The sequence below is a fragment of the Tellurirhabdus rosea genome, assembly GCF_026278345.1.
GTDB lineage: Bacteria > Bacteroidota > Bacteroidia > Cytophagales > Spirosomataceae > Tellurirhabdus > Tellurirhabdus rosea.
The window spans coordinates 3,256,137-3,269,510 of the sequence record NZ_CP111085.1 but is presented as its reverse complement, the minus strand read 5'-3'; the positions used below and the strand labels follow the sequence as shown (position 1 = coordinate 3,269,510).

Annotated in this window: 9 protein-coding genes; 6 read left to right on the top strand and 3 right to left on the bottom strand. The window is 58.3% G+C overall.

The genetic code is table 11. From position 1 onward, the window contains the following. Positions 1-356 precede the first annotated feature (356 nt). On the top strand, positions 357-3,368 hold the full coding sequence (locus ORG26_RS13875; RefSeq protein ID WP_266362725.1) for an AsmA-like C-terminal region-containing protein: 3,012 nt from the start codon (positions 357-359) through the stop codon (positions 3,366-3,368). 26 nt (positions 3,369-3,394) lie between these two features. Here ORG26_RS13875 and ORG26_RS13870 read toward each other — a convergent pair whose 3' ends face one another. Next, on the bottom strand, positions 3,395-4,438 hold the full coding sequence (locus ORG26_RS13870) for a methyltransferase (RefSeq protein ID WP_266362723.1): 1,044 nt from the start codon (positions 4,436-4,438) through the stop codon (positions 3,395-3,397). 246 nt (positions 4,439-4,684) lie between these two features. Here ORG26_RS13870 and ORG26_RS13865 point away from each other — a divergent pair, with 246 nt between their 5' ends. The 3 genes from ORG26_RS13865 (at position 4,685) to ORG26_RS13855 (ending at position 6,816) form a co-directional block, all read left to right on the top strand. Continuing rightward, the gene (locus ORG26_RS13865) at positions 4,685-5,092 is read left to right on the top strand and encodes a nuclear transport factor 2 family protein (RefSeq protein WP_266362721.1); all 408 of its coding nucleotides are present in this window, start codon (positions 4,685-4,687) and stop codon (positions 5,090-5,092) included. 117 nt (positions 5,093-5,209) lie between these two features. Further along, positions 5,210-5,806, top strand: coding sequence for a GNAT family N-acetyltransferase (locus ORG26_RS13860; RefSeq protein ID WP_266362719.1), 597 nt, complete (start codon positions 5,210-5,212; stop codon positions 5,804-5,806). Between the two features lie 110 nt (positions 5,807-5,916). Next, on the top strand, positions 5,917-6,816 hold the full coding sequence (locus ORG26_RS13855) for a carbon-nitrogen hydrolase family protein (protein ID WP_266362717.1): 900 nt from the start codon (positions 5,917-5,919) through the stop codon (positions 6,814-6,816). A 3-nt stretch (positions 6,817-6,819) separates the two neighbouring features. Here the strand turns inward: ORG26_RS13855 and ORG26_RS13850 are convergent, their stop codons facing one another. Next, complete coding sequence (locus ORG26_RS13850) at positions 6,820-8,361, bottom strand: YifB family Mg chelatase-like AAA ATPase (protein WP_266362715.1); 1,542 nt, start codon at positions 8,359-8,361, stop codon at positions 6,820-6,822. 99 nt (positions 8,362-8,460) lie between these two features. Continuing rightward, positions 8,461-9,876, bottom strand: a complete 1,416-nt coding sequence (locus tag ORG26_RS13845; RefSeq protein ID WP_266369409.1) for a M20/M25/M40 family metallo-hydrolase — start codon at positions 9,874-9,876, stop codon at positions 8,461-8,463. Positions 9,877-10,200: 324 nt separating this feature from the next. On the opposite strand from ORG26_RS13845, the gene ORG26_RS13840 reads away from it, so the two are divergent. Beyond that, the gene (locus tag ORG26_RS13840) at positions 10,201-12,294 is read left to right on the top strand and encodes a S9 family peptidase (protein ID WP_266362713.1); all 2,094 of its coding nucleotides are present in this window, start codon (positions 10,201-10,203) and stop codon (positions 12,292-12,294) included. Positions 12,295-12,478: 184 nt separating this feature from the next. Beyond that, entirely contained in the window at positions 12,479-13,372 is an 894-nt protein-coding gene (locus ORG26_RS23525) for a M23 family metallopeptidase (RefSeq protein WP_323134254.1), read from the top strand. Positions 13,373-13,374 lie beyond the last annotated feature (2 nt).

Sequence of the window (13,374 nt, the reverse complement as noted above, 5' to 3'; positions counted from 1 at the left end):
AGTGAGTGCCGTAGAAAAGAGGTTCATCGACCAATTTTGACTTGACTCCGACTCTTTTCAACTATTGCCTCACTGCCTTACTGGTAAGTGCCGTAGAGATGGGTTACTTCGACTTGGATCCGGGCGGTCGCAGGTTCGACTCCTGCCGTTCCCTCGGGGGCGTAGCTCAGTGGTAGAGCACCAACCCTACTCGCCTGTCGCCTTACCATTTTATTGCTGTTGAAGAATTTAGCTGGGCGGTTCACCAAAGCTTTATGCATAGCCTGGGCCGTTGCCCGCCTGTTGCACATTTTTATATGCAAATAAACTTTTCCGGCTTATGTTTGTCTTAAGAACACAAACCCATGCATTGAAGTATGAAAAAAGCCGGAATCATCCTAGCGTCGGTTCTGGGCGTGTTGCTGCTGGCAGCATGGATTATCCCGACGTTTTATAAAGATAAAATTCTTGCCCGCGTCCAGCGGGAAATCAATAACCGGGTAGCTGCCGATGTGCAGTTTTCGCCCGAAAACGTGAATATCTCGCTGTTGCGTCACTTTCCGAATCTGAGCATTCAGACCGGAAGCCTGAGCATTGCGGGCAAAGCGCCGTTTGTGGGCGACACGCTCCTGAGCGCGGCCGACCTCGACGTTTCGCTGAACCTGATGAGCGTGCTGGGTGGCGATAAACTGGAAGTGAAAGGCGTCCACCTCGACCGCCCGCGCATCCTCATCAAACGCCTCCGCAACGGACAGGCCAATTATGACATTTACAAGCCCGTTGAAAGCACCGAGCCACAAGCCGACACAACCAAAGCGGCCGTCACGGTCAATGTGGAGGAGTGGTCGATCGAAAACGGCTTTGTCCGGTACGAAGATTTGTCGCTGCCGATGAAAGTTCGGCTGGAAAACGTTCAGCATACGGGCAGCGGAAGCCTCTCGGCCGATATTTCCGACCTCGCCCTGAAAACCCGCGCCGACCGGATGACCGTGACCTACGCCAACACGGAGTACCTGACGGACAAAAAGCTGGACGCCGACATGCGGCTGCACCTCGATCTGCCGCAGGCCATCTATACGTTTACGGATAACCGGATAACGCTCAACGACCTGCCGCTGCAACTGGCCGGCACCGTCGCCATGCCGGATACGAACATCCGCCTCGATCTGACGTACAAAGCCGACGACAACAGCTTCAAAAACCTGCTGTCGCTCGTGCCGGGCATTTATTCCGAACAATTCAAAGACATTGACGCCGACGGCACGGTTCGTTTCGACGGAAATGTGAAAGGCATTTACAACGCCCGGCAGTTCCCGGCGTTCGTGCTGAACATGCTGGTACAGAACGGGCGGTTCAAATACCCGGACCTGCCCTCGTCCGTGGAGAACATTGCGCTGGACGTCACTGTCAGCAACGCCACCGACCGGCTGGACAATACCGTTATCAACCTCAAAAAACTGGCGGCCAATCTGGGCAACAACCCCGTGCGCGGCCGGGCGCTTGTGCAGGGCCTGACCCGCTCGACGGTAGACGCCGACATTACGGCCAAACTGAATCTGGGCGAACTGACGCAGTTGTTCCCCATCGACAGCCTGACGCTGCGCGGCCTGTACGACCTGAACCTGAAAGCAAAAGGATTGTACGACAAAACAGCCGGACGCTTCCCGGTTGTCAATGCGGCGATGAAACTGCAGAACGGGTACGTGAAATCGCTGAAGTTTCCCGAGCCGCTGGAGAACGTCAATGCCGTGGCGACCGTCACCAACCGGACGGGGCGGATTCCGGACACGCGCATCGATATCGGCGACCTGCGGCTCCGGCTGGCGGGCGAGCCGTTTGAAGTGCGCGGCTGGGTCCAGAACCTGAACGATTACACCTACGATCTGGCCGCCAAGGGCAAACTCGACCTCACCAAAGTCACCCGGATTTTCCCGATCGAAGGCACCCGGCTGGCGGGCCTCATCGACGCCGACATCCGGACGTCCGGCAAGGTATCCGACGCCAAGGCGGGCCGCTACGACCGGCTGCCTGCCTCGGGAACGCTGGCCGTGACCAATCTCGTCTACAAAGGCGACGCGCTGCCGCAGGGCCTGACACTCAACAGCGCCCGGTTTGACCTCAAACCCGGTCAGTTGGCCGTGCCGCAGATGCGGGGCCTGCTCGGAAGCAGCGCGTTTACCGCGACGGGTTCGCTGAGCAACTACATTCCGTTTTTGCTGGAAGAAAACGAGCCGCTGCGGGGAAATCTGACGGTAAAGGCCGACAAGTTTAACCTGAACGAATGGATGACCGACAGCCCAACGTCCAGCACGGCGACCGCTTCCCGCTCCATCATCGAAGTTCCGGCGAATATTGATTTTACGCTGAAGGCCGACGTAGACCACGCGCAGTACGAAGCCATGCATCTGGACGACCTGAGCGGAACGGTGCTGGTAGCCAACAAAGCGGTCCGGATGCAGAACGTGACGTTCAACTCGCTGGGCGGCAAGTTTGTCACCAACGGGCTGTACTCGACAACCGACATTACCAAACCCGGCTTTGCTTTTGATCTGAGCATTCAGAATGCTAAGTTGCAGGAAGCGTTCGAACACCTGACCGTGGTGAAGGCGCTGATGCCGCTGGCCCAGTACATGTTCGGCGACTTTACGAGCAAGTTCCAACTCAACGGCCTGCTCGGTCAGGACATGATGCCGCAGCTAAGTTCGCTGACTGGCGAGGGAATCGTGAAAGTTCTGGAAGCGCAGTTGCGAAACAATCCCATTGTGGACCGCATCATCGAACGGACGAAGCTGAACGAGCTGAAGGATTCGCGGTTCAAAGACCTCTTGCTGGAAGCCGAAATCGACGACGGCCACGTGGGCTTCAAGCCCTTCGACATCAAGGTCAAGGATTACGTCATCAACGTGTCGGGCAGCAACGGGCTGGACGGCTCGCTGAACTACATCCTGAAACTGGACGTCCCGACGGGCCGCGCGGGAACTGCCTTCAGCAACGCCTTTGCTTCGCTGACCAAACAGGCGTTGCCCGCCGCCGTAGACCGGGCCAAAATCGACCTTGCGCTCGGTGGCACGTTCAAAACCCCGCAGGTGCGTTTTCTGGCCAGCTCCACGGCCAACCAGCTGGCGCAGCAGGTAGCCAAACCGCTCATTGATGAGGCAAAACAGCGTGTGCAGGGGGAGGTCCGCTCCCGGGTCGACAGTCTGCAGGCGCGTGGGGAACAAAAACGGGCGGAGGCCGAAGCCCGCGCCCGTGTTGCCGCCGACAGTGTGAAAGCGGAGCTGGCTCGCCGCCGACTCGAAGCCGAACAGAAGGCCAAAGCTCAACTTCGACAGGAAGGTGCGAAGTTTTTAGATAGATTAAGAAAACCGGTTCGAAAAGATACAACTTAGTTGTCAGGGCAACAAATCTGTTGCCCTTATTTTTTGCCGACCACCATAGCCCGTCCGGGAATCGTCAGGTACGTTTTGACCTTGAACGGTTTCAGGCCCGCTTCGGCAAACCAGCTCTGCATTTCGGCCACGGTCCAGTTGCCCGCCGTGCTGGTCAGCCCATAAAACAAATCCGTCGAAGAGCCCACGAGTTCGGGCTTGCTCCCCGGCTCCGGGCGGATGAATTCGTTGATAATGAAAACGCCGCCGGGCTTCAGCGCCTGCGCAGCCTTTCGGGCCACCAGGCGATTTTCGGCGTCCGTGAAGTGGTGGGCGAGGCTGGACATCAGAATAATATCGTACTGCCCGGTGCCGTAATCGTCCGTCAGCGCGTTGCCGGGCTGGTGCCGAACGCGCCCGTCCATGCCCGACTGGGCCAGAAAAGGCGCCGCTTTCTCGACGGCGGGCGGCAGGTCCAGAATCACCGATTCCAGCGCGGGCAGGCGGCGGCAAAGGGCCACCGAATGCTGACCGTGCGCCCCGCCGATGTCGAGCATGCGGGTAGCCGTCTTCGGCACGGGCGCTTTCCGGCCAAACTCCTTCGCTTCGGTATTGGTAGCGGCCGTCATGGCGTGCTGGTAGTATCCCCACTGCTCGGGCGTCAGGTGGTCGTGGTAGTGAATGCCCTGCCCCGTTTTCAGGTAGTCGCCCAGTTGGTCCAGCCAGGGCCAGACCACGCGGTTGTTGAACAGCATCATGCCGTAAACGGAGGCCGGGTCGGTGGCCGTGACCCATTTGCGGGCTTCGGCGGTGAGCGTGTAGCGGTCATTGCGGAACGACACATAACCGAGTGCCGTCAGCAGCCCCAGCAGTTCGCGGGTGGCTTTGGGATGCAGCCCGCAGGTCCGGGCCACGTCTTCGGCCGTTTGGGCGTCGGTCTTCACCGCTTCAAAAATACCTTTGTCGGCCGCCTCCAGCACCGCCTTGGCGATAACCGGAAAAATCTGCACGTGCAGCAGCGGCCAGGGAACCATGTTTACTTTCAAAGCAAGCCATTCCAGCGGGTTGTCGGGGGAGATTTTTAACTGCATTCAGAAAAAGAGTGTCGTTTAACGTTAAAAGCCTAAGGTTCAACGCGGTGCGCCGCAGCGGTTGCTTCGCTTTGCAATCCGTTTTGATAAATCGGAGCCATCGCTGCGGCGCACCGCTTTCAACGTTAAACCTTTAACGTTAAACGACATTTCTCCCCTTTTATCCCGCAAATTCTTCCAATCCACCCCTATGAACCTATTTTGGCGGGAGAGGGTTGAACTATGAGTTTACAAAATGTCACTCAAATGACCGCTTTAGAGACCGTAAAAAACTACTACGACGCGTTTAACCGGCAGGACTGGAACGGCATGCTGGCTCTTATCCATCCGAACATCCGTCACGAACCGAACCAGGGCGAACCGCGTCTGGGCCTCGAAAAATTTACCGAGTTCCTGCGCCACATGGACGAAAGCTACGCCGAAACGCTGACCGATATCGTGCTGTTTTCGGAGCCTACGGACAAGCGCGTCGCGGCCGAGTTCGTTGTCAACGGGACGTATAAAAAAGCGGAAGCGGGTTTGCCCGCCGCCCACGGCCAGCGTTATGTCCTCCCCGCCGCCGCTTTTCTGGAAGTCACCGACGGCAAAATCAGCCGGGTGACGACGTATTACAACCTGGAATTGTGGATTAAACTGGTGTCGGAGGGAGTTTAGAAGTGAAAGGTTTTAATGGTTTAGGGTTTATAGTTGCTCTGCCTCTTTATTCTCATTGAGGCGGAGCAACTATAAATCCTAAACCCTAACCTCTAAACCCTTCCCCTATTTCACCCCATGCTAACCTCCCTCCGCTTTGTGACGAAACGCGGCCCTGAGCTGGCTGAGGTTTTCGACGATCTGGCCGAGCTGCGGATTGCCGTTTTCCGGGACTTTCCGTACCTCTACGAAGGGTCGGTGGACTACGAGAAAACGTACCTGCAAACCTACGTCCGCTCCGGGCGGTCGCTGCTGTTTGCGGTTTACGACGGGCCGAAGATGGTGGGCGCAACCACCTGCCTGCCCCTGCGGGACGAGATGCCGGAATTGCAGGCCCCATTTTTGCAGCAGGGCTACGATGTTGATTCGCTTTTTTATTTTGGCGAAAGCCTGCTGCTGCCCGCTTACCGGGGCCTCGGACTGGGCCACCGCTTCTTCGACGAACGGGAAGCCCACGCCCGGCAGTTCGGCACGTACCGGATGACCTGCTTCTGCGCGGTGGAACGGTCGGAAACCCATCCCGACCGCCCCGCCGACTACCGGCCCAATGACGCTTTCTGGCTGAAACGGGGCTACCGAAAAGAACCGTCGCTGCAAACCACGCTCGACTGGCCCGACATTGGAGAATCGGAGTCGACGCCAAAGCAGATGACCTTCTGGCTCAGAGAACTTTGAGTCTGCATCGCAGCGTTGCGCGGACCGGTGAAAAGCCTCCCGCTCACTTCGGCGGTAACTGACAGGATTGACTAATGGGAGCAACAACGCTCATTAACTCACAGAACGCAATGAACGTAACCATCGCCGCGGCGCAGTATCCCATTACCGAGCACCGCACCTTCGCCGACTGGCGCGCTCACATCACCGACTGGGTGGCCGACGCCGCCCGGCAGAAAGCCCAACTCGTGCTTTTTCCGGAATACGGGTCTATGGAGCTGGTCAGTCTGTTCGGGCCGGAAATCCGGCTGGACCTGCGTCGCCAGGTCCGCGAACTGGACGCGCTGAAAGAAGAATTCTGTGCTGTTTTCGCCGGGCTGGCGAAGCAGTACAAACTGGTCATCGTGGCTCCTACGCTGCCGGTGCTGGAGGAGGGCAACGTCCTCAACCGGGCCTTCGTCTTTTCGCCGAAAGGGCTCGTCGGCTACCAGGACAAGTTTTTCATGACCCGATTCGAAAACGAAGAATGGGGCATTCATAGTGGCGAGAAGACCCTGACGGTGTTCGACGCGCCCTGGGGTAGTTTTGGCATTCAGATTTGCTACGACGTCGAGTTTGGACTGGGTTCGCAGTGGCTGAGCGCCGCCGGGGTGTCGCTAATTCTGGCCCCGAGCTGCACCGAGACCGTGCGGGGCGCTACCCGCGTGCATGTCGGGGCGCGGGCACGGGCGCTCGAACATCAGGCGTACACGGTGGTTTCGCAGACGGTCGGCAATGCGCTCTGGTCGCCGGCCGTGGACATCAACTACGGCTTTGCGGCCTTCTACTGCACTCCGGACCGGGATTTGCCCGAAGAAGGCATCATCGGAACCGAAACCCCACAGAAAGTCGGCTGGCTGGTGCAGACGCTTGACTTCTCCCGGCTCGAAACCGTTCGCCAGCACGGACAGGTTTTCAATTATAAAGACCACCAGCGGCTGTCTTCCAGCTTCGTAGACGAATCGGTGAAGGTGGTCCGGCGGCTGGTGTAGTCCTCAGCCCGCCCAGTTTTCGCGGTCGAGGCTGCGGTATTGAATGGCTTCCGCCAGATGTTCAATGCGGATTTCTTCGGTTCCGGCGAGGTCAGCAATGGTTCGCGAAACTTTTAGAATCCGGTCGTAGGCGCGGGCCGAAAGGCCAAGACGGTCCATCGCCGTTTTGAGCAGGGCCAGCCCGGCGGACGAAATGGCGCAGACTTCCTTGACCATCTGCGACGGCATCATGGCGTTGGAATAAATGCCGTCCTGCCCGGCGAAGCGCTGGCTCTGGATTTGCCGGGCGTTGATTACCCGTTCCCGAATGGTCGCGCTGTCTTCGGCGGGGCGCGTGGAGGTCATCTGGTCGAAGGAAACAGGAGTAACTTCTACGTGCAGGTCGATGCGGTCGAGCAGCGGGCCGCTGACTTTGTTGAGGTAGCGCTGCACCACTCCCGGTCCGCAGACGCACTCCTTGTCCGGATGGTTGTAGTAGCCGCACGGACAGGGGTTCATGCTGGCAATGAGCATAAAATTCGCCGGAAACTCCACGGCAAACCGCGCCCGCGAGATACTGACTTTGCGCTCTTCCAGCGGCTGCCGCATCACTTCCAGCGCCGTCCGTTTGAACTCCGGCAATTCGTCCAGAAACAGCACGCCGTTATGAGCGAGGGAAATTTCGCCCGGCTGCGGGAAACTGCCGCCGCCGACCAGCGCCGCGTCGCTGATGGAGTGGTGCGGAGACCGGTACGGCCGGGTCGCCACCAGCGTCGCCCGACTGCCCAGTTTGCCGGCGACGGAATGGATTTTGGTCGTTTCCAGCGCTTCGTTCAGGGTCAGCGGCGGCAGGATGGTCGGCAGGCGTTTGGCCAGCATCGTTTTCCCGGCCCCCGGCGGGCCAATCATGATCACGTTATGGCCGCCCGCCGCCGCAATCTCCAGCGCCCGCTTGATGTTTTCCTGCCCCTGCACATGCGAAAAATCGGCGTCGTAGGCATTCAGGTTGTGTTCAAACAGGTCGCGGGTGTCGGTCACCAGCGGTTCGATGGCTTTGGACCCTTCCAGATATCCGACGGCATCCATCAGGTTTTCCACCGGAATGATATCCAGATTGTTGACGATGGCCGCTTCGTGGGCATTGGCGGCAGGCAGAATAAAGCCCTTGTAGCCGCGCTTCCGGGCTTCGATGGCAATCGGGAGCACGCCTTTGATGGGTCGGAGAATGCCGTCCAGGGACAGTTCGCCCATGATGACGTAGTCTTCCAGTTTTCGCTCAAACGTAAGCTGCTCCGAGGCCTGCAGAATGCAGAGGGCGATGGGCAGGTCGTAGGCAGAGCCTTCCTTGCGCAGATCCGCCGGGGCCATGTTGACGACCACTTTCTGCCGCGGCATTTTGTAGCCAAAATATTTCAGCGATGCTTCGACGCGTTCTTCACTTTCCTTCACGGCACTGTCGGGTAGCCCGACCAGGTGGAAGCCCAGTCCCTGCCCGACGGCCACTTCAATCGTTATAACGGAGGCGTTGACGCCGTAAACGGCGCTGCCGTAGGTTTTTGCCAGCATGATTTGTCAAGGTTTTCCTCTAAGACGTCCGAAACGTCAAAAAGAAACCTCAACCACCGGGTTGAGGTCAAATTTTTTCCTGATAAGAGCGGTTTTCTTTCACTCTTTCCACCGCCACTCGTTCGCAATCTGCAGCGGCGTGCGCAGGCCCTGGGCAATGAGGTAGTCGCGGGTTTTGGTATCGTCAAGACGGCGGGCGGGCAGGTCGTCGGCGTCCGCGAGCGCGTAGAGCACCATAGACGAATACCGCACCGTATTTTTGAGCTGCTCGCGGTTGACGAGGTTGATTTTATCGCAGTCCGCGTGGTAGCAGTTCAGAACTTCAGGAGCCAGGCGGCCGTTCATGCCCACCACGGGCACGCCTTCCACCATAAACGGCTGGTGGTCGGAATGCAGCCCCGCCTGGTTGGAGATCGTTCCGGCAAAGGACGGCTCGACCTTCCGAATCGTTTCCCCAATCGTATTGAAAAACGGCACCATCTCGTTGCGCCCGAAGGCGTTGATTCCCGAGGGGTCGTTGGTCATGTCGAGGTTCAGAATGTAGCGCACCTTGTCGAGCTGGCCGGTCCGTTTCAGTTCCTCCGCCATGTGTTTGGAACCCAGCAGGCCCTGCTCCTCGCCCATGAACATCACAAATTCAATCGTCCGTTTGGGTTTCAGTTTCAGCGCCTTGAACGTCCGGGCGATGTCCAGCACCGAGAAAGAGCCGATGCCGTTGTCAATCGCTCCGGTGGCCAGGTCCCACGAATCGAGGTGCCCGCCGACAATGATTTTTTCTTCCGGATATTTAGAGCCTTTCAGCGTAGCGACGACGTTCCGCGCCTTGATTTTCCGGCTCACGTTCGTCATGTCCACCAGGGCGGTCAGCCGTTTTTCTTCCCGCATCCAGCGGCGGATTTCCTGCCCGCTTTCGAGCGAAACGCAGACCGACGGAATGGGAATGAGCTTGCCGGTCACCGAAGCCGTTCCCGTCAGCAGGACATTGCCGGGCACCTGGTTGACCATGATCACTCCGGAGGCGCCGTGCTGAATGGCCAGGGCCGTTTTTTCGGAGCGGTGCAGATTCCGGGCACCTCGTACGGGAGCCGCCAGCCCAATATTGACCAGCGCAATTTTGCCTTTGAGTTTGCCTTTTACTTCCGCAAAATCGCCTTCCAGGCCGTTTCCCACGTCTACGATTTCGGCCCGGATGTGTGATTCGACGGGCGAATGCGCGAGCGCGACGACCGGCACATCCACGATGTTGTCGCTTTTATCCGGTCCTACCGACAGCGTCACCGTGTCCCGCATCCACGACTCAACTTCGAACGCCTTGTACTGGACGTCCGAAAAACCGTATTGTTTCAGCAGCGTATAGGCGTACTCTTCGGCCCGGGCCCCGTTGGGACTGCCCGTCAGCCGGTGTCCGATGCGGGCGGATGCCTCGGCCAGCGTCTCGTACGCGCGGCTGTTTTGCTGTACTTCCTGATTGATACGGGTGAAAACCTTGTCCAGCGACGGGCGAGCCGCATCCATAGCGCTCACCAGCAACAAACCACCGGAAACAAGAAGAAAAAAGCAGACTTTTTTTCTCATGGAGAGGGGACTACAAACCTTTTCAAAATAACAAAAAAGCACCGTACCGAACGAATACCAATTGCTAAAAACTTTCATCTTTGGCAAAGTGGCCGCACAGAACGTGCCATTTATACGCCGCGCCGCGCGGGTCGCCTTGTTTTAATGCGTTTACGCTTACAAGGACGCAACGGCAGAGGCGAAGTCACCGTTTTGAAATCTTATTTCCCCGGCCAACGAAATGCGGCCGGTCGTTGTTAACCGGATACTTTCCTACGTTCATCCATGACACAGCCCATTACAGCTTCCGCACCGCCGCGTGCGGCCGTAAAACCGGAAGATCTGACCGTCCACGGCCACACCCGGACCGACAATTACTACTGGCTCAACCAGCGCGAAGACCCGGAGGTCATTGCCTATCTGGAAGCCGAAAACGAATATACCGAGCAGGTCCTGTCGCCCGTGAAAGAGTTTCGCGAAAGGCTTTTTGACGAAATGAAAGGCCGCATCAGGCAGCAGGACGAGTCGGTGCCGTACCGCGAAAACAACTATTTCTACTACACCCGCTACCTCGAAGGCAGCGAATACCCGCTGTACTGCCGCAAACGCGGGTCGCTCGACGGCCCGGAGGAAGTGCTTTTCAACTGCAACGAACTGGCCGAGGGGCACGACTACTACGATCTGGGCGGCTACGAAGTGTCGGATAACGAAGAACTGGCCATTTTCTGTGAAGACACGATCAGCCGCCGGATGTACACGCTGAAGGTCAAGAATCTGACGACCGGCACCTTTTTCCCGGAGGCCATCCCGGACGTGGAAGCGGGCAGCTTTGCCTGGGCGGCAGACAACCAGACGCTTTTTTACATCAAAAAAGACCCGCAAACGCTGCTTGGTTTTCAGGTTTACCGCCATACGCTCGGCTCCGACCCGGCGACGGACGTGCTGGTGTACGAAGAAAAGGACAACCAGTTTTACATGGGTCTGGGCCGGATGAAGTCCAAAAAGTACATCGCCATTGTGTCGGAGCAGAACGGGGTAGCCTCCGAATACCAGCTGCTCGAAGCCGCCAACCCGACCGGCGCGTTCCGGACGTTTCTGCCCCGGCAGAAGGGCCACGAGTACGATGTCTCGCACGTGGGCGATCAGTTCTACATCCGCACGAACTGGGAGGCCGAAAACTTCCGGCTCATGGCCGTACCCGAGCAATTGCCCGAGCCGCCCGCCGACGCTCTGACCGACCGGAAATTCTGGCAGGAGGTCATCGGGCACCGGCCGGACGTGTTTCTGCAGCAGATGGATATGTTCACCAACCACCTGGTGCTGGGCGAACGGAAAGAAGGGCTGATGCACCTGCGGATCATCCACCAGCCCACGCAGGAAGAGCATTACCTCGACTTCGGCGAACCGGCCTACGTGGCGGCCATTTCCTATAATCCGGATTTCAAGACCAACATCCTGCGGTTCTCCTACTCGTCGATGACCACGCCCGGTTCGGTCTATGACTACAACATGGATACCCGGGAGAAAACCCTGCTGAAACAACAGGAAGTGCTCGGCGGCTTCGACCAGAACAATTACGTTTCCGAACGTCTGTACGCCACGGCCCGCGACGGGGTCCGGGTGCCGGTTTCGCTGGTCTACCGGAAAGGAACCCCCAAAGACGGCACCGCCCCGCTGCTGCAATACGCCTACGGCTCCTACGGCTACTCGACCGAGCCGGGCTTTAGTTCCACCCGCCTTAGTCTGCTCGACCGGGGCTTCATCTGCGCCATTGCCCACATCCGCGGCGGGCAGGAAATGGGGCGGCGCTGGTACGAAGACGGCAAACTGCTGAAGAAAATGAACACGTTCACCGACTTCGTGGATGTCTCACTTTTTCTGACGGAGCAAAAATACACCTCGACCGACAGGCTGTTTGCGATGGGCGGTAGCGCAGGCGGGCTGCTGATGGGTGCCGTGGCGAACCTCCGGCCGGACCTGTACCGCGGCATTATCGCGGTGGTGCCTTTTGTGGATGTCGTGACGACGATGCTCGACGAAAGCATTCCGCTCACCACCGGCGAGTTTGAGGAATGGGGCAATCCGAAAAATAAGGAGTATTACGATTACATGCTGTCTTATTCGCCCTACGACAACGTGGAAGCCAAAGCGTATCCCAACCTGCTGGTTATGACCGGACTGCACGATTCGCAGGTGCAGTACTGGGAACCCGCCAAGTGGGTCGCCAAACTCCGGACGATGAAAACCGACAGCAACCTGCTGCTGCTCCACACCAACATGGAGGCAGGCCACGGCGGCGCGTCGGGACGGTTTGCTGCCCTCAAGGATGTGGCGATGGAATATGCCTTTATGATCCATCTGGCCGGAATATCCGCCTGAACGACGGAGTAACGGCGTAACCAGGCTCCTGACGGGCAAAGACCACACACGTCTTTGCCCGTCAGGAGCTTTGCTTTTTCAGCAGTTTACCAAAAAAGCAGTTTCGTCGGCCGCGAGAGGTCGTACGCGAAGAAGGTTCAACAATTGGTCAGGGGAGCGGTTTTGAAGTAAAAACTCAACGCCTATGAAAAAATTCCTTCTGGCCGGACTGGCCCTGGCCGCCTGGAACGCCGGACTCGCCCAGACCGCCGGTGGTGCCGCCCGAACGACCGCTTCCAAATCCGGCAGCGCCAGCCAGAGCACGGCCCCTAAATCGGTGTCGGCCGCGCAGGGCATGGTGGTGCGGTGGTCGGGCAACTGCAAGCGGTGCAGCCTGGAAGACCGCTCGTGGGACCCCGTCAACGGCACCTGTTATTTTCCCATTGACATGGAGAAAAAGCCCGGCACGTACACCATTTCCCGGCGGACAACGGGCGGCAAGCTGGAAAGCGCCAAACTGACCGTTTCGGAGCAGCCCTGTAAGTACGAGGACTTCGATAATTTTCCCAAGAAAGAATACGTCAACGTTTCGGCCCCGAACCAGGCCCGCCACCAGCGGGAAATGGCCGTCGTCAGTCCGTTGCTGAACTTCAAAAAGGACGAGCGACCGGCCGTTTTTGACCTGCCCGTGGGCAAACCCGCCGATCCGCTGCCGAAGGGCGAAGGTAATTTTGGCTCCTGCCGCAGTTTCAACGGACAGCCCCGCGACCGGCATACGGGCATGGATTATCCCGTTACGGCCGGGAAGTCCGTCATGAGCGTCGGGAATGGGCGGGTAATCGTGGCGGCCAACCACTTTTTCAGCGGCAATACGGTCTTTATCGACCACGGCAACGGCCTCATCAGCGAATATATGCACCTGAAAGACCTGGCCGTGAAGGACAACCAGACCGTGACGAAAGGGCAGAAAATCGGCACCGTCGGCAGTACCGGCCGGACCACGGGGCCGCACCTGCACCTGGGAGTGCGCTGGCACGGGGCGCGCGTCAATCCGGGTTATCTGCTGATGGACCCGTCGGACATGCCGGCTGTCCAGTAAGC

Bases quoted from the DNA above. Each gene is read 5' to 3' on its own strand.
- ORG26_RS13875 (WP_266362725.1), top strand. From the start codon at position 357: ATGAAAAAAGCCGGAATCATCCTAGCGTCGGTTCTGGGCGTGTTGCTG.
- ORG26_RS13870 (WP_266362723.1), bottom strand. From the start codon at position 4,438: ATGCAGTTAAAAATCTCCCCCGACAACCCGCTGGAATGGCTTGCTTTG.
- ORG26_RS13865 (WP_266362721.1), top strand. From the start codon at position 4,685: ATGACCGCTTTAGAGACCGTAAAAAACTACTACGACGCGTTTAACCGG.
- ORG26_RS13860 (WP_266362719.1), top strand. From the start codon at position 5,210: ATGCTAACCTCCCTCCGCTTTGTGACGAAACGCGGCCCTGAGCTGGCT.
- ORG26_RS13855 (WP_266362717.1), top strand. From the start codon at position 5,917: ATGAACGTAACCATCGCCGCGGCGCAGTATCCCATTACCGAGCACCGC.
- ORG26_RS13850 (WP_266362715.1), bottom strand. From the start codon at position 8,361: ATGCTGGCAAAAACCTACGGCAGCGCCGTTTACGGCGTCAACGCCTCC.
- ORG26_RS13845 (WP_266369409.1), bottom strand. From the start codon at position 9,876: ATGGATGCGGCTCGCCCGTCGCTGGACAAGGTTTTCACCCGTATCAAT.
- ORG26_RS13840 (WP_266362713.1), top strand. From the start codon at position 10,201: ATGACACAGCCCATTACAGCTTCCGCACCGCCGCGTGCGGCCGTAAAA.
- ORG26_RS23525 (WP_323134254.1), top strand. From the start codon at position 12,479: ATGAAAAAATTCCTTCTGGCCGGACTGGCCCTGGCCGCCTGGAACGCC.